Below are 21,142 nucleotides of genomic sequence, written 5' to 3'. Positions count from 1 at the left end.
CGGTTCACTTATTCGCGGGTTAGTTTCCTTTGGCATGGGGGGAATTGGGCCGATCCTGGCCCGAGGATGGAAATTGTTGCCAGTGCTGGCGTTGACGGGGCTCGCCGGCTGGTTCGCCAGCGGCCCCGCGGCCAGTCAGGATCCGGCGAGTTCGTGGGTGTCCTCTGCCTCGGATCTGCGGGTCTACTACGCGGCCGCCGGGGTGTTGTTGAGCAGTGGGAACATCTACGCCCCCGTCCCGGATGTCTTTCCCTACATCTATCCACCGTTCGCCGCCCTGGCGTTCGTGCCGCTGCGCTTGTTCGCGTGGCCGACGGCCACCGTGATCTGGGCGGTGATCAACTCCTGGCTGGTGGTCGCCGTCCTGCACCGGTTGGGATTGCAACCTCGCTGGCTGCTGGGTCTGGTCTCGGCGATGACCGTCCTCTGGCTACCTCCGGTGCAGACCACCCTGCAGCTCGGCCAGGTCGGGGTGCTGCTGCTTTTCCTGGTGGTGTTCGATCTGGTGGAACCTGCGAACGGCGAACGCCTGCTGCCCCGCGGTGTGCTGATCGGGATCGCGGTCGGTATCAAGCTGACCCCGGCCGCCTTCGTCATCTATCTGTTGCTCACTCGCGAGCGGCGGGCGGCGATCAATGCCGGGTGCACCTTCGCGATGACGGTACTGGTGGGGTTGCTGATCACTCCCTCGGTGGCCCTCGGCTACTGGGTTCGGCTGGCCGGTGGTGACTCCGGCGCCGACCCGGTGGCGGAAGGGTTGCTGGGCAATCACTCGATCTCCTCGAGCGTGCAGCGCGCGATCGGGGTGGACGCCGGCCGGCTGCCCGGGTTGGCCCTCGGTGCGGTGCTGCTGGGGCTCGGCCTGCTCGCCGCCTGGCTGGCCCACCGGGCCGGTCAACCCCTGATCGGGCTGACGGTGCTCGGGCTGACCTCCGCATTCGCCAACCCGATCACCTGGTTGCATCATCTGGTCTGGGTGCTGCCCGGTGTCGTGGTGCTGCTGCAGCGGACCCAGCCACCGTTGCTGCGCTCGGGGATGCTGATCTGTCTGGCCTGGTTGGCCATCGAGCCGCAACTGCGGTTGGGCGGGGTCCCGGAGGATCGTTATTCGACCCGGGATCTGTGGTTCGCGGCCAGCCCAGGAATCATGGCCCTGGCCGCGACCCTGCTGGTGATCGCCTGGGCGTCGGTCACCTTGTGGTTGGCCGGCGCCGATGACGAGACCGCACCAGCCACTCCACCGGTACCGGTTCGCGAACCTGTTGGCCAAGTGACCGACGGTGACGAGCCGACCGTGGCGCTGGGCCCGCTGGATCGGCCGACCCCAGTTCAGCCGACCCCGGCCCGCAAGGAACCCGCCGCCTGACCCGGGCGTACCTCAGCGGACGCGGGCGCCCTTCGCCAGCCCGATGAGGTGGTCCAGCACCGCACCGTTGCTGGTCCGCAGGCCGCTGTGCTCGTGCTCGCTGGTCACCCACACCTGCACACCGGGCAGCAGTTCGGCGGTCTGCATGGAGAAGTCGAAGGGCACGAACGCGTCGCGCAGGTAGACCGAGGCGGCGCCCCGGCCGTTGCTGGCGGCCAGCGCGTCGGCATCGTAGAGCTTCGGCCACTGGTGGGCGGCCAGTTTCTGGGTGACCTCGGCCCAGGGGCGGTAGGCCGGCACGGTGTCCAACCATTCGCTGCTGACATGCTCACCGGTGAGCAGGCTCGGGTCGCTCACGAAGTCCTCGGGCATGGTGCGCATCGCCGACCAGTCGGTGACGACGCCGTCGGCGTAGGACGATTCGTGCATCACGTAATAGATCGGGTTCCGCGGCGAGAACGGCAGCGTGGCAGCGATGTCGTGGCGGAACGCGTTGCTGGTCGGGTCCTGTTCCAGCAGCCAGTGCAGGGTCTTCCAGCCGTGGTCACCGCCGAGCTGCATGCCGAGGCTGCGCAACCGACTCACCGAGAGGACTTCACCGGTCGGCAGCACGATCTCACCGGCCGCGGCCTGTTCGGCGATGGCCCGGATTTTCTCGCGGTCGTTGGGAAAGCGGCGATAGTAGGCCTGCGACAGCTCCCGCATCCGGTCGTAACAGGAGGCGTACACCTCGTCGCAGTGCCGACCGACCGCCGAGAGCCCACCGGTGATGTACGCCTGGTCGATCGAGTCGGCGTACCTGCTCAGGTAGGTCAGCGTGCTGAAGCCGCCGAAGGACTGGCCGAGCACGTTCCAGCGCGGTACGCCGAGGTGCTCGCGGATCGCTTCGCAGTCCCGGACGATCGAGTCGGCCCGGAAGTGGGTGAGGTAGTCAGCGATCTCGTCGGCGGTGCGGCCCTCGAGCAGCCGGTCACCGACGGCGGTGGACCGCCCGGTACCCCGCTCATCGAGCATCACCACGCGATAGTGCTCCAGTGCCACCGGCAGCCAGGCCGGTTCTGCCGGCGCGTCCCCCGGCCGCGGCGCCTCGAAGCCCGGACCACCCTGCAGATAGACCAGATAGGGCAGCTCCTCGCCGCCCTCCCGGTTGATCACCCGCGCGAACACCTCGATCGTGCGGCCGTCCTCGGGCGCGTCCCAGTCCAACGGAACGGTGAGGGTGTGGTCGGTCAGGGTCAGGGCGCCGAAACGGTAGCTGTCAGTCACGCCTCCGACCCTAACGAAGTGGTGCCGGACCCGCCTGCTCGGCTACCATGCACCGTCGAGGTCGCATAGCTCAGTTGGTTAGAGCACCTGCCTTACAAGCAGGGTGTCGGGGGTTCGAGTCCCTCTGCGACCACGTAAAGTTGAATGTTCGGAATGACGATCGCACTCGCTTCCGGCCTTGCGCTCGCGGCACCGTGGGGTCTCGATCACGAACTGAACTACATGAAAATCGGCATCAAGCTCGTCGCACTCGCCGCCAGCATCCTCATCGTCGCAACGGGAGCGACGTACGTGTCGCCGGCTCAGGTCTCGGATGCGAGACCTGGTCTTACTGCACCAGCAACACCCTGGCCCCGACCCGTGAGATGGGGCTGCATGGCGCCCTCGAGTTCGGCAATCGTCTACTCACGGTCGTGCTCTGAGTCATCGTCGGCTGGCTCATCATCGCTGCCCGCCTACAGCGCGCACCCGCTCCGTCGGTCACCCGGTGGTTCTACAGCGTCGTCCGTAAGCAACTGCACGATGTCGGGATCGAACCGCTCCCGCTCATCGCCAGGAGACTGCGAGCGTGAACGACACGACACATCCGATTGAGCCGCTGCTGCTCGCGCTCAGGTGGCTCCGCACCAACTTGGCCGCGCGAGATCGCGCAGTAGCCGAATCTGTGCACCTGAAGGAAGGCGAGCTCAAGTGCTGGAGGTGCTGCATCGGGAGGGACCGCAAAACCCCGACCGTGCTCGCTCGGCGCACCAGCACCCACCTCGCGACCATGACCGGAGTGCTCACCCGGCTGGAACGCGCAGGCTGGACCGAACGCCGCCCGGACATCAACGATCGCCGTTCCATCCGCATCCACCCGACCAGCATAGAGCGCTTCGATGCCCTCTACGCCGACAGCATTGACGAACTACTCAGAATCTTCGGGCGCTGGTCGCCCGAGCAAGCGCAAGTGTTCCTCAACTCGGTGAACGACATCGCACAGGCGCTCGAACCACAGGCACAGCCCGGCGCCACTCTTCCGCCACAGGCCGGTGCGTGAGATGCGAAGAGTCGATTTCGTTCTCGAACGCGACTCGCCAGCCAAGTCGATCACACCGGCCTGCTTGCGGGTTCACGTGTTGGAGCGGCGAGCGATTGCGCTCTCAATCTCCTTCACCGTCGGCTTGTAGTTGCGCCGATTCATCATTCGGAAATCACGAAGCCGCGGCAGAGAGGCAATCGGCCCCAAGTCTCCGTCCATAACTCGAGTAGAATCATACAAGTAAAGACGTTCGATTAGGTCAAGATTCGCTATCGGGCCTACAGATGAGATTTCTCCACCCTCGCTCAAGCTGAAAAATCTTAGCGATCGACAGTCTTTCACGGGCGCGATGTTATTGACCTTCTTGCAAGCCAGGAAGTCGAGCTCTTGCAGGGTTGTGGCGATATGACCGACGTCTGATATGTCGGCCAACCTTGGCGCCAATGAAACTCTTAGCGTCGTTAACCATTGCAGCGAAGCCATACCCTGCAAAGACTCTAGGCGCGGTGAATTTTTCAATCCGAGATAGTTCAGCTGGGCGAGGTTCTCCAGAATAGACAGGTCCGCTTCCCCGTACCGATACGTTGAGAACGATTCCAGCCGCGTCGCGAAATGGATGGACCCGTGAACTTGTGGCCAATTCGCCGAGAGTGAGCGTAACCCAGGAAGCCGCTCCAGCTCAACCCCAGTATGCGGCGCTACCTCGATTGCCAGAGCGTTTAGCGTAGGCGAAAGCGCATAGATTGGTTCGACGTCATCCAACCAACGAGCCAGAATATCTAGGCTTCGTACTGGCAGCCGCTTGATGAATTCGATGGACTCGCCACGGAAGCCTCGCGCATAGTTCAATATGAGCCCATCAGCCTGCCCCTCTTCAATGGCGCGACGAGCTTGATCGGACCACACACCGGTCACGACCAGATCGACTCCTCCGGCCCTGAAAGGGGACGCCTCAAGCGTGTAACTGTGACCCATACCTCCCATGATCTCACATGTCTGGCGTATACTCCTGACGAGATTGACTGCGTTGACTACGGTTTGCGTGGTTCGCCGAAGCTATCCCGTCAAAATACTAGACAATCTCCCGCCATGTTTCCCTCCCTGAACGTGGGCTCACTGCGCGACATCAACTTCAGCTTGCGTGAACTTCCTTGAACAATTTGCTGACTCAACTTACGTAAAAATTCCCTGTTTGACCCACATATATTTGGCCGCTCGCGTCCCTGACCGAGAGCACTGGCCAAACAGCCTGGTCTCCAGATTCTGTCTGGCCACTGCAGGCGGGAGCGCAGGTCGAGCGAGTCCTGATCATCGCCCCTCCGCGACGAAACCCGCCAGGCAGTGGCCTGAGACCTACGCCCGCTCGGCCGTCGAGCGATCCCCTACAGCAACGAGCGCGCGCCCGACCGTCTCCTAGCTAACCCCCCGAACCGCAACCCCACATCTGCGAGATCAAGCGCGGGAGCTTAATCCACCGGCTTCTGCGATGTGGCGCTCATCGAGACCGCGCCTTCGGATCGGAACGACGGACAGACAAGCTGTCCGGCAGCCGTAGGGCAATGCGGCCCGGCCGATAGACGCCCAGGGGTTCTCGAACTCTCAACGGAAGCCCAACACAGCGCTCAGCGGCAGAGCCGTGCGTTGTCGGCGGTCCCTTTCACCTCGACGATCCGGCCGTCGACGATCCGGTACATGTCGAACTCGTCGGTCTCCACGCGGGACCCGTCCCCCGGTACGCCCATGAACTCACCCACCCGAGTACCGGTGCTGCGCAGGTGCACCGCCAGCCACTCCCCCTCGATCACGCTGCGGCGCAGTTCCCAGACGTAGTCGGGGAAGACCGCGACCAACCGTGTGAGGTCCTCGATGTATTCGGCGCGGGTGCGCGGGACCCCGTTCACCAGCACCGAGTCCGCGACCAGGCCACCGAGCTCGTCCCAGACTCTGCGATTGCAGGCATCGAGATAGCGGCGGTACCACCCCAGCAGTTCGGTTCGATCCGGCATCTCTCCAGTATCGCGACCGCAGAACCGGTCTGATCAGCCGGCGGCCCGCAGGCTGGCGAGCATCCGCCGCGCCACCCGCTCCCGCCGCTTCCGGTTCGGGCTGAGCCCGAGGGTGTCATCGGTGATGTCGATGGAGGCGAGCAGCACCATCAGCTCGGCGGCGTCCACCTCTTCGGCCAGCAGCCCGGCCGCATGCAACCGCGCGGTCAGGGTCTCGAAAGCCGCCCGGGCGCGCCGCTTCGCCCCGGCCACCCCGCCGTCGAACTCGCCATCCAGGGAATGGGTGAGCGAACAGGTGACTTCCCGGATCCGCAGGTATTCGATCGCGAACTCCTCGAATGCCGGCCAGGATGCACCGGTGGCCTCCCGGCTCGCTCGGGCACTGACCTCGTCGAGCAGGTCGATCACCGCGGCGGCCAGCAGCGCCTCCTTGCCGAGTGCCCGCCGATAGAGCGTGCCCACACCGACCCCGGCGGCGGCAGCGAGCTGGGCCGCCGACGGGTTCAGTTCCCCGGCGAGCACGAACTCCCGGGTGGCGGTCAGCAGGGCTTCCACATTGCGCTCGGCATCCGCGCGGGGTGGCGTGTCCCCGAGCAGCAGCGTCAGCGCATGCGAGGACTCGGTCATGCGGTCCATCGTAGCAAGTGGACGATCTCCGTCCGGTTGGCGTACCGTTCAAACGGAACATATCCGTCCGTTTAGGAGTTGTCGTGAGCAACACACCGCGTCATCCGGCCCTCGTCCTCGCCGCTCTGGCCTCGGGGTTCGTGATGGCCTCGATCGATTCCACCGTCGTGAACGTGGCGGCCGTCTCGATCGGGGTCGACTTCGGCAGTTCCCTGTCCGCGCTGACCTGGGTCGTGGATGTCTACGTGCTGGCCTTCGCGTCCCTGCTGCTGCTCGGCGGGAGCCTGGCGACGGCGTACGGCAGCCGGCGGCTCTATCTCATCGGCATGGTCGTCTTCCTCGGGGCCTCACTGGTCTGTGCGCTCGCACCGGCCCAGCTGATACTGATCGCGGCACGCGCGGTCCAGGGCGCCGGGGCGGCGATGTTCATGCCCAGCTCACTGTCTCTGCTGGTCACCCAGTTCACCAACCCCGGCCAGCGCGCCCGGATGCTCGGCCTGTGGTCGGCGATGGTGGCGATGTCGGCGGCGATCGGCCCGACCCTCGGTGGAGTGCTGGTGAGCACCTTCGGTTGGCGCAGCATCTTCCTGATCAACATCCCGGTCGTCGTCGCCGGCATCGCCCTGACCCTGACCTGCATCCCGCAGGATCCGGGCAGCCGCGAACGCATCTCCCCCAGCGGGCATCTCACCCTGCTCGTGGTGGTCTGCGCCGCGGCCTTCGTCCTCATCCAGGGACACAGCAGCGGCTTCGGGACCCCGCTCATCCTCGGTGCCATCGGCGTCCTGGTTCTTGGCACGGTCGTGCTCGCCCTCCAGCAGCGGCGGACCGCCCATCCGGTGATGCCGTGGCGGTTGTTCCGCAACCGGGCATTCGCCACCCCGAACCTGATCGGATTCCTTTACAGCGCAGCACTTTACGGAGGCCTCTACCTGATGGGACTGTTCTTCCAGAACGCCCGGCAGGCCGGTCCGCTGGAGGCGGGTCTGCAGTTGTTGCCGATGACGATCTGCTTCCCGCTCGGCAACGTGCTCTACACCCGCATCCATCACCGGGTCAGCAATCCGGTCATCATGACCGCCTGCCTGCTGCTGGCCGGCGCGGCGACGCTGCTGCTGATCGGGGTCGGTCCCGCGACCCCCTACTGGTATCTGGCCCTCGCCCTCGGCGTCGCGAACAGCGGGGCCGGTCTGGTCACCGCCGCGATGACCGCCGCCACGGTCGCCGCTGCGGAGGATCGTTACGCCAACTACGCCGGCGCGGTCCTCAACACCAATCGGCAGGTCGGCGTACTGATCGGGATCGCCATCATCGGTCTGGTGCTGCAGGCCAGCACCGATTGGTACGCCGGCCTGCACCTCGCCGTCGCCATCGTCGCCGCCACCTATCTGCTGGCCGGGCTGGCGGCGCTCAACCTGGCGGTGGCCACCCGCTCGGTACCCACTCGGCCGGTGGTCGACGGGTGCTCCGAGTCGGCCTGAGCATCGCAGGCTCATCTCGACACGCTCGCTGCGCGAGCTACTCGATGAGCGGGGACACCACGCTCGCTGCGCGGTGGCCGTTAGGGTGACAACTCCGAGGACCCAGTGGCGAGAGCGACGGTGCACGATGGCGACCGAATCCGAGGAACATCGCAAGGAATGGCAACGGCTGGTCGGTCGGTTGCGGATCCGCACCATGTGGGGGGTCCCGCTGATCCTGCTGCTGGCGGGCCTGGCTCTCGGGTTGGCTCTGCCGATCGTCGACCGGTTGTTGGCCCGGGTCCTCCAGCCCTATCCGGGCATCGATTCCGGGGCGATCGCGGGGATCCTCGGCATCGTCGCCGGCGCGACCATGACGCTGACCGGGTTGGCGTTCAGCGCGCTCGCCACCGCGATGAGCATCGGGCTGTCCAACATGTCGGTGCGGATCGTGCCGCTGCTGCAGCAGGACAACGTGGTGCGCTGGAGCATCGGGACCTTCCTCGGCACGTTCGCCTACGTGTTACTGATCGCGGTGAGCGTGGCGGCCGGTGAGGACGGCTACCAGCCGGTGGCCGCGACCGCGCTGGCGGTCCTCCTCAGCGTGCTGTGCGCGGTGATGCTGCTCGCGCTGATCGCTCGGGTCTGCCAGCACCTCAATCCGGCGATGCTGCTGCACCGGTTGGTCGCCGCGGGCCAGCGGGGTCTGGCGACCGATCTGATCGCCTTCCACCAGGACCAACCGCCGCTGCGGATCCCGCCCGAGCCGTTGCCGCACCCGGTCACCCGGACCACCCCGGTCAGGCACGGGGACACGGTGCAGGCGATCAATGCCCGCCGGGTCTATGACCTGGAGAACGAGTGGGGCATCCAGCTCGAACTCGTACCCGGCCTCGGTTCCGCGGTGGTCTTCGGCGGAACACTGTTCCGCACCAGCGCACCCCTGGATCGGGATCGGGCGGCCGATCTCGAGAACGCGGTCGCGTTCGGCGACACCTACTCCCCCGCGAACGGCCTCTACGGCACGATCCGGGCCATCGTCGACATCGCGCTCAAGGCACTCTCCCCGGCGATCAACGATCCCACCCGGGCGGTGCAGTGCCTGGACGCGATCGAGGACATCCTGGCCCGGGTCGCCCCGCTGGTCCGCGAACAGGGCAAGACCCTGGCCGGTGAGACCGCCGACGACGCCAGTCTGTCCCGGGGTTGGTGGCGGCCCTGGGAGGTCTGGGTGTCGGCGGCGACCGATGAGATCCGCCAGTTCGGCACCACCTCGATGCAGATCGAACGTCGGCTCCGGGCCCTCTTCCAGACCCTGTTGTCGATCTGCCCGCCGGATCAGCACCCGCCGCTGCGGGTTCGTCTCGAGGCCCTCGACCGCGCGACCAGCCAGTGGTCGGATCCCTTGGACCGCTCCCTTTCCGGGGCCGCCGACGTGCAGGGCATCGGCGCGCCGGATGCCTGAGTGATCGCCCGCACCCGGTTATCCTCATCGGGTGAGCGAGCGCGCCCCAACCCTGAAGGACGTGGCCGCCGCGGCAGGCGTCGCGGTGATGACCGCCTCCCGGGCGTTCGCGCGGCCAGAACTGGTCTCCCCCAGCACCCGGGAGAAGGTGATCACGGCCGCGAATTCCCTTGGCTACCGGCACAATGCGCTGGCCGCGGCGATGCGCAGCCAGCAGTCGGGGCTGGTCGGGGTGATCGTCGCCAACATCGAGAACCCGTTCCACTCCAAGCTCGCCCAGGGCATCGACCAGGTGCTCACCGCCAACGGGCGACGGATGCTGCTCGGCCACTCCCAGGACGATGCCGCGCGCGAGGCGGCACTGATCGCCGACATGCGCTCCTGGCGGGTGGAGGGCATCATCGCGGTACCGGCGCTCGCCGAGGTCCCTGCCGAGGATCGCTTTGCGGGCATTCCGACCGTGCTGGCCGGCCGCCGTGCCGCGACCGACACCATCAGTCAGGTCACCGTTGACGATGAAGAGGGAGCCCGGATCGCCACCGCCGACCTGATCGCGCGCGGGGCGACCCGGATCGGGTTCATCGGCAACGAGGACCGGATCGCCACCACCGTCGACCGATTGGCCGGCTACCGTGCCGCGCTCGCCGAGGCGGGCATCGACTTCACCGAACGCCTGGTCCGTCTGGGCTGCCGCACCGTCTCCGATGCCCGCACCGCGGCCGAGAGCCTGCGCGCGAACCTGGCCCCGGACGCCCTGTTCTGCGTCAACAACCAGACCACCATCGGTGCCCTGCAGGCGTACGCCGACGTGGCCGAGCCACCGCTGATCACCGGCTTCGACGACCTCGACCTGGCCGGGCTGCTGCGCATCCCGACCACCCTGGTCAGCTATGACCCGGTGGCGATGGGCGCGGACGCGGCGACGCTGCTGCTGGAGAATCTGGACTCCCCGTCCGGCTCCCCCACCCAGCTGGTCCTGCCGGTCTCCCTGCACCGGCACGGCGCCGCGGTTGCGACCGACAGGTAACGAGAGCACCGTCACAGAACTGCCCGTTGCGCCCCCGATGACCCAAATGATAACGTTACCATCATGAGGTCGAAGACGACCTCCCCAGCACCTAGGACAACGAAATGCCCAAACGCTCCGCCTATCCCATCGCGATCTCGGTGATCGCCTCGCTCGCGGGTCTGCTCTTCGGCTACGACACCGCCGTCATCGCGGGAGCCATCGGCTTCCTGGGTGACTATTTCGCTCTCGACGCGGTCCAGACCGGTTTCGCGGTCTCCAGCGCACTGATCGGCTGCGTCATCGGCGCGGCGGTCTCCGGCTGGATCAGCGACAAACTCGGCCGGCGAACCACACTCTTCCTGGCCGCGATCCTCTACACCGCCAGCGCCATCGGCTGCGCCCTGGCCTGGGACTTCACCTCCTTCTGGCTGCTCCGCGTCGTCGGCGGTCTCGGTATCGGCCTGTCGGCGATCGTGCCGGCCTACATCACCGAGATCTCCCCCGCCGCCATCCGCGGGCGATTGACCAGCGTCTACCAGCTCGCCATCACCGTCGGCATCCTGCTGGTCTACATCGTCAACAACCTCGTCGCCAACGCCGGTGACCCGGCGTGGCAGGTGAGCACCGCCTGGCGGATCATGCTCGCCTCCGAGGGCGTCCCGGCCATCCACTTCCTGGTCCTGATCCTGTTCCTCCCGGAGAGCCCGCGCTGGCTGGTCGCCCGCGGCCGGGAGGAGAAGGCCGCCGCCCTGTTGACCCGCCTGGAAGGCGTCGAGGACCCGACCCGGGTCCCGCAGATCAAGGAGGACCTGGCCCGCGAGGAACGCGCCCATGCGGTCAAGATCTTCACCAAGGCTCTGCTGCCGATCGTCCTGCTGGCCTCCGCGATCGCCGCCCTGCAACAGCTTGTCGGCATCAACGTGATCATCTACTACGGCACCGAGATGATGGCCCAGATGAACATCGCGGACCCGTTCCTGCAGCAGGTGCTGATCGGCTCGGTCAACGTCGGCGCGACCGTGCTCGGCATGCTCGTGGTGGACCGCTGGGGTCGTCGCCCGCTGCTGATCATCGGCACCCTCGGGGTGGCAGCGATGATCTCGGTGGTCGGCATCGCCAACCTCACCCAGAGCACGGGCACCTGGGTGATGATCTTCATCGTCGGTTACATCGTCCTGTTCGCCGCAACGCTGGGTTCCCTTGCCTGGCTGGTGATCGCCGAACTGCCGCCCTCGCTGGCCCGGGCGAAGATCGTCGCCTTCGCCACCATGGTGCTCTGGCTCGCCAACGTCGCGGTCGCGCAGACCTTCCCGATGATCAACCAGGCCCGCTTCAACGTCGATGTCATGCACGGTGCGCTGCCCTACTTCATCTACGGCTTCTTCGGCGTCGTCTTCTTCTTCGTCGCCTACTTCTTCGTCCCGGAGACCAAGGGCCGCACCCTGGAGGACCTCAGCGAGCGGACCATCGCCCATGCCGAGGAGTCCGGCCAGACCGAGGAGGTCGGCAAGTGAGCGCGCTCTCGATCGACGTCGGCGGTACCAGCTTCAAGGTCGCGATCGTGGACGGCGGGCGGATCCTCACCCAGGACCGGTTGCCGCACACCTCCGAACCCGGTGATCTCGAGCGGCTGACCGAGTTCTGCAACGGGCTGATGGATCGGGTGGACCCCGACCAGCGCCCGACCTCGGCCGGGATGAGCCTGCCGGGCATCATCGACCAGAGCACCGGCGCCATGGTCTCGGCCCACGACAAGGTCAGTTACATGCTGGGCATGGATCTACGCACCTGGATGAGCGACACCTTCGGGATGCCCGCCGCAGTGGAGAACGACGCCCGGGCGGCCCTGTGGGGCGAGGTCGGTTACGGCGCCGGGCGGGGCGAGAAGGATGTCCTGGTGCTCACCTTCGGCACCGGTATCGGCGTCGCCGCCCTGGTCGACGGCAAGGCGCTGCACGGTCCGCACGAGCACGGCGCCATCCTCGGCGGACACCAGCAGATCAACCCGTTCCTGGGCCGGATCTGCACCTGCGGTGCCCGTGGCTGCCTGGAGGCCGAGGCCAGCGGCTGGTCGATGCCGGCAGTGGTCCGCGAATGGCCCGGTATCGAGGCCTCGCCCCTCGGCGCGCTGGACAAGGCGACCTTCTCCGACGTCTCCAGCCAGGCGTACGCCGGGGACCCGCTGGCCCTGCAGATCACCGAGCAATGCGCCCGCATCTGGGGGGTGGGGATCGTCAACCTGGTGCACGTCCTCGACCCCGAGGTCGTGGTGCTCAGCGGCGGGTTGATGAATGCCGCCGACCTGATGATCGACACCATCCGCAAAGAGGTCGACGAGCGGATCTGGGCGATCTGGGGCCGCCCGCGGATCGAGGTGGCCGCCGACGTGTACGCCTCAGCGACCCTCGGCATGGCCTATCTCGCCGAGCACGCGGCCGACTGAAACCCCACCCACACAGGAAATCAGAGGACAGCACAGATGAAGATCGATGCCCCCGGCAACTATGACCGGACCCCCACCGTACGCGTCCCGCTCGACACTCTCGACGAGCAGCAGCGGGCCACCACCCACGGCGCCGATGTCTACCCCGAGATCTGGCGGTACGCCCACGACGCCGCCGGTGACCGGCCGGCCCTGGTCGTCGTCGACACCTATCCCGGTGTCGACAACGCCGCCATCATCGCCGGCCTCAAGGACGCCAACCCGTCCGCGCGGGTCATCGACGTGGAGGAACGCGCCGCGCTCAGCGAGGCCGAGCTGAACGCACTGATCGCCCAGAACCTCACCGACGACAGGGTTTTCGGCATCCTCAGCCACCACCAGCTGTGCGAGTTCTACCGGCCCGGTGAACTGAGCAGCCTGGCCGCGGACGTCCGCGACGCCGAGCAGGACATCGCCCTGGTCGGCTGGGGTGCGACGCTGGCCGAGGTGCACGCCGATGCCCTCGTGCTCGCCGATCTGCCCCGCTGGGAGATCCAGCAGCGCTACCGCGCCGGCGCCAGCAACTGGCGTACCCACAACCCCGACGAGGACATCCTGCGCAAGTACAAGCGCGGCTTCTTCATCGAGTGGCGCGTCGCGGACAACCACAAGCGGCCGCTGTTCGAACGGATCGACTTCCTGCTGGACACCACGCACGAGCCGAAGCTGGTCAGCGGCGCCGCGGTCCGCGCCGGTCTCGCCGCCGCCGCCGGTCAGCCGTTCCGGCTGGTGCCGTTCTTCGACCCCGGCCCGTGGGGCGGGGTGTGGATGGAGCAGACGGTCGGCCTGGAGCACATCGACGGCAAGAAGTACGCCTGGTGCTTCGACTGCGTACCGGAGGAGAACAGCCTGCTGCTGGACGTCGACGGCACCATCGTGGAGATCCCGTCGATGGATCTGGTGCTGAGCCACCCGCGGGAACTGCTCGGCCCGCTCACCTTCGCCCGCTTCGGCGCGGAATTCCCGATCCGCTTCGACTTCCTGGACACCATCGAGGGCGGCAATCTGTCCCTGCAGGTGCACCCGCTGACCGACTACATCCAGCGCACCTTCGGCATGCACTACACCCAGGACGAGAGCTACTACCTGCTCGACGCCGACGACGACGCCAAGGTCTATCTGGGGCTGAAGGAGGGCGTCGAACCGGAGGCGATGCTGGCGGCGCTGGCCCGGGCGCAGGGGGGTGAGGAGCTGTTCGACGCGGAGGCGTATGTCAACGTGTTCCCGGCCGAGAAGCACGACCACTTCCTGATCCCGGCGGGTACGGTGCACGCCTCGGGTTCGGGATCGATGGTGCTGGAGATCTCGGCGACGCCTTACATCTTCACGTTCAAACTGTGGGACTGGGGCCGCCTCGGCCTGGACGGCAAGCCCCGCCCGATCCACCTGGAGCACGGGTCGAAGAACATCCAGTTCGACCGCGACACCGCGTGGACCACGGCCAACCTGGTGGATCAGGTCCAGCCGGTCGACAAGGGCGAGGGCTGGCGCGAGGAACGGACCGGGCTGCACGAGCTGGAGTTCATCGAGACCCGCCGGCACTGGTTCACCGGCCCGGTCGAGCACGACACCCGGGGTACGGTCAACGTGCTCAACCTGGTCGAGGGTGACGTGGTCCGGGTGGAGTCGCCGACGGGTGCGTTCGAGCCCTACGAGGTGCATTACGCCGAGACCTTCGTGGTACCGGCCGCCGTGGGGGCGTACCGGATCGTGCCCGCCGGCCAGGCGGCCGAGTACGGCACGCTGAAGGCGTACGTGCGCGGTACGCAGGTGGACTGATCCCGCCCGCTCATCGAGTAGGCAGGCATGCGCAGCGAAGCGGAGCAATGCCTGCCGTGTCGAGATGACGCGAGCTGACTTGACTCATCTCGACACGCAACCCCGGCTCCGATTCGCTGCGTCGGGGTTGCTACTCGATGAGCGTCAGGCGGCGAGCTCGCGCACCGCGGCGAGGTGGGCGGCCAGGTCGCGGCCCTCGCCGATCGGGTTCACCACGCTCCAGCGCAGCACCCCGTCGGGGTCGAGCAGGAACGACCCGCGTACCGCGCACCCCCGCTCCGCGTCGAAGACCCCGAACCGCTGCGCCAGGGCGCCGTGCGGCCAGTGATCGGCGAGCAGGTCGAAACTCAGCCCCTCGGTCTCGGCGAAGACCCGCTGGGAGAACATCGAATCGCAGGACACCCCCGCGATCCGACAGCCCGCGGCGGCGTACGCCTCCCGGTCGGTCTCCAGCTGGCCGAGCTCACCGGTGCAGATGCCGGTGAAGGCGTACGGATAGAAGAACAGCAGCGCCCACTCGCCCGCACCCAGGCGTACCTGCTGGCCGAACTGGTTGGTGGCCTCGACGATCCCGACCCGGTCCCCGTCCGCGATCGGGACGGTCACCGGCGCGAGCCCTTGGGGCGCACCAGCTTGCTGGCCACCCAGTCCTCCGAGATCGGGGCGGTGCTGGTGTGCTGCAGGCCGGCGGTGGTCGCGGCCTCGGCGACCTCGGCGGGATCGACGTGCCCGTCCCGGCCGACCTTCGGCGTCAACAGCCAGATCCAGCCGGTGTCGGCCAGATCGGTGAGCGCATCGACCAGCCCGTCGGCCAGGTCGCCGTCGTCCTCCCGCCACCACAGCAGCACCGCATCACAGGCCTCCATGGCTTCCTCGACCATCTCGGCGTCCAAAGCATCCTCGACGGCGATGCGCAGGTCGTCGTCCACATCGTCATCCCAGCCGAGCTCCTGGACGACCATCCCCTTGGACAGTCCCAACTGCTCGGCAACGGCTGCTGCCTTGCCCCCGGCCGTACTCGCCACCCACTGACTCCTGTTCTGATCCGGACATTCGCTGAGGTCGAACTCTGCCTTGTGCAGAATCGTGCCATGACCCGCGCGTGGGCGGTACCCCGCGAACAGACCGGTGGCGCCTGGTGACGCACGTCCCATCGCAACCCCTCGGCTGGTGAGGTGTGGCGAAGGGGTGCAAAATGGGCCTGACGAGCAAGCTCAGAAGGAGATCTGCATTGGCCAGGCCAGGAGAACGTCCCGCTATCACTGCTGAGGGCACGGCCTTCCAGCTTCCCGACATCGATCCGGAGGAGACCCAGGAATGGCTCGACTCCTTCGACGGGATGCTGGACGCCGACGGCCAGAACCGCGCCCGCTTCCTGATGCTGAAGATGCTGGACCGCGCACGCCAACGACAGGTCGGCCTGCCGTCGCTGCGCAGCAGTGACTACATCAACACGATCGCCCCCGAGGACGAGCCCTGGTTCCCCGGCGATGAGGACCTGGAGCGGGAGATCCGCCGCGCCATCCGCTGGAACGCGGCGGTGATGGTCTCCAAGGCCAACCGCAAGGGCCTCGAGGTCGGCGGTCACATCGCCAGCTACGCCTCGGCGGCCTCCCTCTACGAGGTCGGCTACAACCACTTCTTCCGCGGCAAGGACCACCCCGGTGGCGGCGACCACATCTTCGTCCAGGGCCACGCCGCACCCGGCATCTACGCCCGCAGCTATCTGCTCGGCCGGCTGAACGCCGACCAGCTCGACGGCTTCCGGCAGGAGCACTCCCGCGGCCCCGGCCGTGGCCTGTCCTCCTATCCGCACCCGCGGTCGATGCCGGACTTCTGGGAGTTCCCGACCGTGTCCATGGGCATCGGCCCGATGAACGCGATCTACCTGGCCCGCTTCAACCGCTACCTGCAGAACCGCGGCATCAAGGACACCTCCCAGCAGCATGTCTGGGCCTTCCTCGGTGACGGCGAGATGGGCGAGCCCGAGTCGCTCGGTGCGATCGGCGTCGCGGCCCGCGAGGGCCTGGACAACCTGACCTTCGTGATCAACTGCAACCTGCAGCAGCTGGACGGCCCGGTGCGCGGCAACGGCAAGATCGTCCAGGAACTGGAGTCGTTCTTCCGCGGCGCCGGTTGGAACGTCGTCAAGGTGCTGTGGGGCCGGGACTGGGATCCGCTGCTCGCCAAGGACACCGACGGTGCCCTGGTGAACAAGATGAACACCACCCCCGACGGGCAGTTCCAGACCTACACCGCCGAGGACGGCGCGTACATCCGCAGCCACTTCTTCGACGATCCGCGGCTGCAGAAGATGGTCTCCGGCATGACCGACCGGGATCTGGAGATGCTGTCCCGCGGTGGCCACGACTACCGCAAGGTGTACGCCGCCTTCAACCAGGCGGTGAACCACCACGGGCAGCCGACGGTGATCCTGGCGCAGACGGTCAAGGGCTGGACGATCGACGCCCTGGAGGCGCGTAACGCCACCCACCAGATGAAGAAGCTGACCTCGGCCGACCTCAAGGCCTTCCGCGACCGGATCCACATCCCGATCGCCGACAAGGACCTCGAGGACGCCTACAACCCGCCCTACTACCACCCGGGCGAGGACTCCGAGGTGATCAAGTACATGGTCGATCGGCGGATGAAGCTCGGCGGCTTCGCCCCGGTCCGCCGGGTCAAGCCGCGCAAGCTGGAACTGCCCGGTGACAAGGCGTACGCGCCGCTGATGCAGAGCCCCGGTGAGGGTCAGAAGGTCCCCAAGGTCGCCACCACCCAGGCGTTCGTACGCCTGCTCCGCGATCTGATCAAGGACAAGTCGATCGGTGCCCGCTTCGTGCCCATCGCCCCCGATGAGTACCGCACCTTCGGCATGGACTCGATGTTCCCGACCGCCAAGATCTACAACCCCGGCGGGCAGACCTACGAGTCGGTGGACCGCAAGCTGCTGCTGTCCTGGAAGGAGGCGACCGACGGCCAGATGCTGCACGAGGGCATCTCCGAGGCCGGCGGGTTGAGCTCCTTCACCGCCGCGGGCACCTCGTACGCCACCCACGGCGAGCCGATGATCCCGGTCTTCCTGTTCTATTCGATGTTCGGCTTCCAGCGCGTCGGTGACTTCATCTGGGCGGCCGCCGACCAGCTCACCCGTGGCTTCCTGATCGGCGCCACCGCCGGTCGGACCACGCTGACCGGTGAGGGCCTGCAGCACGCCGACGGGCACTCGCCGCTGCTGGCCGCCTCGAACCCGGCGGTGGTCCACTACGACCCGGCGTTCACCTTCGAGGTGGCGCACATCGTCAAGGACGGCCTGCGCCGGATGTATGGCTACGGCTCGGATGAGCAGCATCCGAACGGCGAGGACATCATGTACTACCTCACCGTCTACAACGAGCCGACCGACCAGCCCGGCCCGCCGAAGGACCTGGACGTCGAGGGGCTGCTCAAGGGCATGTATCTGTTCTCCCCGGCCAAGGGCGATCCGAACATGGCCAAGGCACAGATCCTGGCCTCCGGCGTCGGTGTGCCGTGGGCGCTCAAGGCCCAGCAGATGCTGCGCGACGAGTGGTCGGTGGACGCCGCCGTCTGGTCGGTGACCAGCTGGAACGAGCTGGCCCGCGAGGCGATGGCGGTGGAGGACGACAACTTCCTGCACCCCGATGAGCCGAACAAGACGCCGTGGGTGACCAGCAAGCTGGCCGACGCCGACGGGCCCGTGGTGGCGGTCAGCGACTTCCAGCGAGCGGTCCAGGACCAGATCCGGCCCTACGTGAAGCACGAGTGGCGCTCCCTGGGCACCGACGGCTTCGGCTTCGCGGACACCCGCGCGGCCGCCCGCCGCTACTTCCGGGTGGATGCCGAGTCGATCGTGGTGGCCACCCTGGACGCCCTGGCCCGCAAGGGTGAATACCGCAAGGACGCCCCGGCCGAGGCCTTCCGCCGCTACAAGGTGGACGACCCCACCGCCGTCGCCAATGTCGAGCAGGAGGGCGCCGGCGCCTGACCCGCCGGTCGTCTGACGAAGAGCAGCCCTGGCTCCGCGTAGGCGGACCCGGGGCTGTTCCCTTCCCACGTTCATCGAGTAGCCGGCCATGCGCACCGAAGCGGAGCAATGGGCGGCGTGTCGAGATGAACCCACCCCGCACGTTCATCGAGTAGCCGGCCATGCGCAGCGAAGCGGAGCAATGGGCGGCGTGTCGAGATGAATCCACTCCGCACGTTCATCGAGTAGCCGGCCATGCGCAGCGAAGCGGAGCAATGGGCGGCGTGTCGAGATGAATCCACTCCGCACGTTCATCGAGTAGCCGGCCATGCGCAGCGAAGCGGAGCAATGGGCGGCGTGTCGAGATGAATCCACTCCGCACGTTCATCGAGTAGCCGGCCATGCGCAGCGAAGCGGAGCAATGGGCGGCGTGTCGAGATGAATCCACCCCGCACGTTCATCGAGTAGCCGGCCATGCGCAGCGAAGCGGAGCAATGGGCGGCGTGTCGAGATGAACCGAGCCCACCCCGGGGGGCCGCGCCGGGGCCCGGCCCACCGGAATCTGCGGCTCGATTCTCGATCGGTGCCCAGATCGACCGATTCCGCGATCGAGCCGCAAATTCCGCAGGCCCTCAGCGATCCCCACTCCTGCCCTTGGATTGCACCGCACCGGGGAACGCGGCCGCGAGGCCGTCCCGATCACCCGGCGAACTCAACCGGTGAATCGGGCACCTCCGTGCCCCGGGTCGGGAGACCTGTCCGGATCACCAGTCGTACACACCGCGCAGCTTCACGAACCCGATGCCGTGCAATGGACCCGGGGCATGACCCAGGAGCACCGAGAGGAACGCCCGCTCCGGGGATACGCTGGCGCGATGACAGCCGAGCAATCCATTCCCCTCTCCCCCGCCCAGGAGAGCCTGCTGGCGGCGATCGTGGCGCTGGAGACCGAGCGCACCTTCGACGGCAACGAACCGTCGGCGACGATCGGGTTGAACAGCCAGCTGATGGGCATCCGGCGGTTGCCCTCCGACGACGAGTGGCTGGTCCCGCTGGTGGTGCACGATGCGCCGCCGGTGGCGCTGTCCGACGGGCCGCTGATCGGCCGCTACTGGGTCGGCAGCGACCGGCGCGGTGAGGTGGTGGTCAAAGTCATCGACGGCCTGCTGTCCTCGATGCAGGTCGAGTGGACGCCGGGCGCGGACCGGCAGTGGCCGACCCCCGCCGACATCACCACCGACTGATCCGAGGACCTCGACCGGTCTCAACCAGCCGGCCTCAGCCGGTCAGCGCGGCGTGCTCGTGGCCGGTTCGCGGTGCCGGGAGTCCGAGGTTCCCGCGCAGCGTGTCGTGCTCGTAATCGGTGCGGAAGACGCCCCACTCCTGCAGCAGCGGGATCACCTGGTCGACGAACGGGGCCAGGCCGTCGGGGCTGAGGTGCGGGATCAGGATGAACCCGTCGCAGGCGTCGGCCTGGACGAACTCGTTCATCTCCCGGGCAACGGTTTCCGGGGAGCCGACGAAGGATTGCCGTTCGGTGACCTCGATGATCAGCTCACGGATCGACAATCCCTTCGCCTGTGCGATCTCCCGCCACTCGGCGGCGGTGGCGAGCGGATCGCGGAATCGGCGTACGCTGGCTCGGCCCTTGCTGATCAGGTCCCCCGGGAGCGGGTCGATGTCCGGCAGTGGGCCGTCGGGATCATAGGCCGACAGATCGGTGTTCCAGACCTGTTCGAGGAAGGCGATCGCGGTCCGTCCGCTGACCTGCGCCAGGCGGACCTGGTGTGCCAGCTCCCGGGCCTGCTCGTCGGTGTCGCCCAGCACGAAGGTCACCCCCGGCAGCACCAGCAGCTCGTCGCGATTCCTGCCGTAGCGGGGCAGGCGACCCTTCAGATCGGCATAGAACGCCTGCCCGTCGGCCAGGGTGCTGTGCCGGGTGAAGATCGCCTCCGCGGTCTGGGCGGCGAACTCCCGGCCCTGGTCCGAGTCACCCGCCTGGAACTGGACCGGGTGACCCTGCGGGCTGCGCGGCACATTGAAGCGGCCGGCGATGTCGAAGAACTGGTCGGTGTAGCTGAACTCCCCGGCCCGCTCGGTGGCCAGGAAACGGCCGGTGTCCCGGTCGGCGACGACGTCCCCGTCGACCCAGGAGTCCTGCAGCACCCGGGTCGCCTCGACGCAGGAGCGGGCCCGCTCATAACGCAGCGAATGCTCCAGATATCCACCCCGACGGAAATTCTCGCCGGTGAACGCATCGGAGCTGGTCACCACGTTCCACCCCGCCCGGCCCTCGGAGAGGTGGTCGAGGCTCGCGAATTGGCGGGCGACCTCGTAGGGCTCGTTGTAGGTGGCGTTGATGGTCCCGACCAGGCCGAGCCGTTCGGTGACCGCGGCGAGCGCGGTCAGGATCGGGAAGGTGTCCGGCCGGCCCACCACGTCCAGGTCGTAGATCTCGCCGCCCTGCTCCCGCAGCCGCAGTCCCTCGGCCAGGAACAGGAAGTCGAACAGGCCCCGCTCGGCGTCGCGGGCGAAGCGGACGAAGGAGTCGAAGTCGATGTGGCTGCCCGACGCCGGATCGCTCCACACGGTGGTGTTGTTCACCCCCGGGAAGTGCGCACCGAGGTGCAGTTGCTTTGCCGTGGTCATGATGGTCCTCTCACGTCTTTCGCTGTG

Annotated in this window: 17 protein-coding genes and 1 tRNA gene; 11 read left to right on the top strand and 7 right to left on the bottom strand. The window is 67.3% G+C overall.

Going from position 1 to position 21,142, the window contains the following annotated elements; genetic code table 11:
* Positions 1–82: 82 nt before the first annotated feature.
* Positions 83–1,366: a glycosyltransferase 87 family protein gene (locus tag C8D81_RS01615; RefSeq protein ID WP_229237935.1), complete on the top strand. Its 1,284-nt coding sequence runs from the start codon at positions 83–85 to the stop codon at positions 1,364–1,366.
* A 12-nt stretch (positions 1,367–1,378) separates the two neighbouring features.
* Here C8D81_RS01615 and C8D81_RS01610 read toward each other — a convergent pair whose 3' ends face one another.
* Entirely contained in the window at positions 1,379–2,632 is a 1,254-nt protein-coding gene (locus tag C8D81_RS01610; protein ID WP_133625441.1) for an alpha/beta fold hydrolase, read from the bottom strand.
* A 59-nt stretch (positions 2,633–2,691) separates the two neighbouring features.
* On the opposite strand from C8D81_RS01610, the gene C8D81_RS01605 reads away from it, so the two are divergent.
* A tRNA-Val gene (locus C8D81_RS01605) sits at positions 2,692–2,765 on the top strand.
* Between the two features lie 435 nt (positions 2,766–3,200).
* Positions 3,201–3,671 (top strand): MarR family winged helix-turn-helix transcriptional regulator, encoded by a 471-nt coding sequence (locus C8D81_RS01595; protein ID WP_094424757.1) that lies wholly within the window; start codon positions 3,201–3,203, stop codon positions 3,669–3,671.
* A gap of 72 nt (positions 3,672–3,743) precedes the next feature.
* Here the strand turns inward: C8D81_RS01595 and C8D81_RS01590 are convergent, their stop codons facing one another.
* The 3 genes from C8D81_RS01590 to C8D81_RS01580 all read right to left on the bottom strand — a co-directional run bounded on the left by C8D81_RS01590 (position 3,744) and on the right by C8D81_RS01580 (position 6,286).
* Positions 3,744–4,568 carry a hypothetical protein gene (locus C8D81_RS01590; RefSeq protein ID WP_133625440.1) on the bottom strand — a complete coding sequence of 275 codons (825 nt, stop codon included), beginning with the start codon at positions 4,566–4,568 and terminating at the stop codon, positions 3,744–3,746.
* Positions 4,569–5,275: 707 nt separating this feature from the next.
* Positions 5,276–5,659, bottom strand: a complete 384-nt coding sequence (locus C8D81_RS01585; RefSeq protein WP_094424755.1) for an ester cyclase — start codon at positions 5,657–5,659, stop codon at positions 5,276–5,278.
* 33 nt (positions 5,660–5,692) lie between these two features.
* Entirely contained in the window at positions 5,693–6,286 is a 594-nt protein-coding gene (locus C8D81_RS01580; protein WP_133625439.1) for a TetR family transcriptional regulator, read from the bottom strand.
* 83 nt (positions 6,287–6,369) lie between these two features.
* Here C8D81_RS01580 and C8D81_RS01575 point away from each other — a divergent pair, with 83 nt between their 5' ends.
* The 6 genes from C8D81_RS01575 to C8D81_RS01550 all read left to right on the top strand — a co-directional run bounded on the left by C8D81_RS01575 (position 6,370) and on the right by C8D81_RS01550 (position 14,481).
* Positions 6,370–7,767 (top strand): MFS transporter, encoded by a 1,398-nt coding sequence (locus C8D81_RS01575; RefSeq protein ID WP_133625438.1) that lies wholly within the window; start codon positions 6,370–6,372, stop codon positions 7,765–7,767.
* A 127-nt stretch (positions 7,768–7,894) separates the two neighbouring features.
* Positions 7,895–9,211, top strand: a complete 1,317-nt coding sequence (locus C8D81_RS01570; protein ID WP_133625437.1) for a DUF2254 family protein — start codon at positions 7,895–7,897, stop codon at positions 9,209–9,211.
* A gap of 31 nt (positions 9,212–9,242) precedes the next feature.
* Positions 9,243–10,238: a LacI family DNA-binding transcriptional regulator gene (locus C8D81_RS01565; protein WP_133625436.1), complete on the top strand. Its 996-nt coding sequence runs from the start codon at positions 9,243–9,245 to the stop codon at positions 10,236–10,238.
* 104 nt (positions 10,239–10,342) lie between these two features.
* The gene (locus C8D81_RS01560; RefSeq protein ID WP_133625435.1) at positions 10,343–11,734 is read left to right on the top strand and encodes a sugar porter family MFS transporter; all 1,392 of its coding nucleotides are present in this window, start codon (positions 10,343–10,345) and stop codon (positions 11,732–11,734) included.
* Positions 11,731–12,663 carry an ROK family protein gene (locus tag C8D81_RS01555; RefSeq protein ID WP_133625434.1) on the top strand — a complete coding sequence of 311 codons (933 nt, stop codon included), beginning with the start codon at positions 11,731–11,733 and terminating at the stop codon, positions 12,661–12,663. Before C8D81_RS01560 ends, C8D81_RS01555 begins: the two co-directional genes overlap by 4 nt.
* Before the next feature lie 36 nt (positions 12,664–12,699).
* On the top strand, positions 12,700–14,481 hold the full coding sequence (locus C8D81_RS01550; protein ID WP_133625433.1) for a class I mannose-6-phosphate isomerase: 1,782 nt from the start codon (positions 12,700–12,702) through the stop codon (positions 14,479–14,481).
* Between the two features lie 144 nt (positions 14,482–14,625).
* Here the strand turns inward: C8D81_RS01550 and C8D81_RS01545 are convergent, their stop codons facing one another.
* Both C8D81_RS01545 and C8D81_RS01540 read right to left on the bottom strand, forming a co-directional pair.
* Positions 14,626–15,087: a redoxin domain-containing protein gene (locus tag C8D81_RS01545; RefSeq protein ID WP_166646628.1), complete on the bottom strand. Its 462-nt coding sequence runs from the start codon at positions 15,085–15,087 to the stop codon at positions 14,626–14,628.
* Positions 15,084–15,443 carry a DUF3052 domain-containing protein gene (locus tag C8D81_RS01540; RefSeq protein ID WP_229118197.1) on the bottom strand — a complete coding sequence of 120 codons (360 nt, stop codon included), beginning with the start codon at positions 15,441–15,443 and terminating at the stop codon, positions 15,084–15,086. The genes C8D81_RS01545 and C8D81_RS01540 overlap by 4 nt, the downstream gene beginning before the upstream one ends.
* 269 nt (positions 15,444–15,712) lie before the next feature.
* Here C8D81_RS01540 and aceE point away from each other — a divergent pair, with 269 nt between their 5' ends.
* A complete protein-coding gene (aceE, locus tag C8D81_RS01535) occupies positions 15,713–18,487 on the top strand; it encodes a pyruvate dehydrogenase (acetyl-transferring), homodimeric type (protein ID WP_229118170.1) in 2,775 nt (924 codons plus the stop codon).
* Positions 18,488–19,341: 854 nt separating this feature from the next.
* Complete coding sequence (locus C8D81_RS01530) at positions 19,342–19,710, top strand: hypothetical protein (RefSeq protein ID WP_133625431.1); 369 nt, start codon at positions 19,342–19,344, stop codon at positions 19,708–19,710.
* Positions 19,711–19,744: 34 nt separating this feature from the next.
* Here C8D81_RS01530 and C8D81_RS01525 read toward each other — a convergent pair whose 3' ends face one another.
* Complete coding sequence (locus tag C8D81_RS01525; protein WP_133625430.1) at positions 19,745–21,115, bottom strand: NtaA/DmoA family FMN-dependent monooxygenase; 1,371 nt, start codon at positions 21,113–21,115, stop codon at positions 19,745–19,747.
* Positions 21,116–21,142 lie beyond the last annotated feature (27 nt).

The organism is Enemella evansiae, from assembly GCF_004362375.1.
GTDB lineage: Bacteria > Actinomycetota > Actinomycetes > Propionibacteriales > Propionibacteriaceae > Enemella > Enemella evansiae.
Note: the sequence above shows the minus strand (reverse complement) of the source record. Positions and strands in the feature narration are given on the sequence as shown.

What these genes read in the sequence shown, in the direction of transcription:
- C8D81_RS01560 (WP_133625435.1), top strand. Translation starts at nt 10,343, where the DNA reads ATGCCCAAACGCTCCGCCTATCCCATCGCGATCTCGGTGATCGCCTCG.
- C8D81_RS01570 (WP_133625437.1), top strand. Translation starts at nt 7,895, where the DNA reads ATGGCGACCGAATCCGAGGAACATCGCAAGGAATGGCAACGGCTGGTC.
- C8D81_RS01540 (WP_229118197.1), bottom strand. Translation starts at nt 15,443, where the DNA reads ATGGTCGTCCAGGAGCTCGGCTGGGATGACGATGTGGACGACGACCTG.
- C8D81_RS01585 (WP_094424755.1), bottom strand. Translation starts at nt 5,659, where the DNA reads ATGCCGGATCGAACCGAACTGCTGGGGTGGTACCGCCGCTATCTCGAT.
- C8D81_RS01580 (WP_133625439.1), bottom strand. Translation starts at nt 6,286, where the DNA reads ATGACCGAGTCCTCGCATGCGCTGACGCTGCTGCTCGGGGACACGCCA.
- C8D81_RS01530 (WP_133625431.1), top strand. Translation starts at nt 19,342, where the DNA reads ATGACAGCCGAGCAATCCATTCCCCTCTCCCCCGCCCAGGAGAGCCTG.
- C8D81_RS01550 (WP_133625433.1), top strand. Translation starts at nt 12,700, where the DNA reads ATGAAGATCGATGCCCCCGGCAACTATGACCGGACCCCCACCGTACGC.
- C8D81_RS01525 (WP_133625430.1), bottom strand. Translation starts at nt 21,115, where the DNA reads ATGACCACGGCAAAGCAACTGCACCTCGGTGCGCACTTCCCGGGGGTG.